The organism is Lactococcus sp. EKM203L, assembly GCF_011800585.1.
Classification (GTDB): Bacteria; Bacillota; Bacilli; order Lactobacillales; family Streptococcaceae; genus Lactococcus; species Lactococcus lactis.
Genome location: NZ_JAALEQ010000066.1, coordinates 1 through 257, shown reverse-complemented (window position 1 = coordinate 257; position 257 = coordinate 1). Strand labels below are relative to the sequence as shown.

Sequence of the window (257 nt, the reverse complement as noted above, 5' to 3'; positions counted from 1 at the left end):
CTAAAAAAGGTGATTAATCTTCCCTGGGAAAAATTTGGAAACATTGATGGCGCTAAGATTCCTCAAAGTCTTGATTTGGTCCATATCTTGCATCGTGATATTTATGAATATCCTTATCTGTCAGTAAAGTCTACAGGAGAAAATAAAAGAATCAAAAGACCTAATTTACATTTAAACAACGGTCAAAATACTGTATCTATTTTCTACGGTGGAGTTAATAAAAAAGCTGAAAAAACTGACGATGGAGAAGATAAAGA

Annotated in this window: 1 pseudogene; it reads left to right on the top strand. The window is 32.3% G+C overall.

The annotated features are described in order from the left end of the window. Positions 1-257, top strand: a pseudogene (locus HFD15_RS14115) (hypothetical protein); the annotation flags it as partial.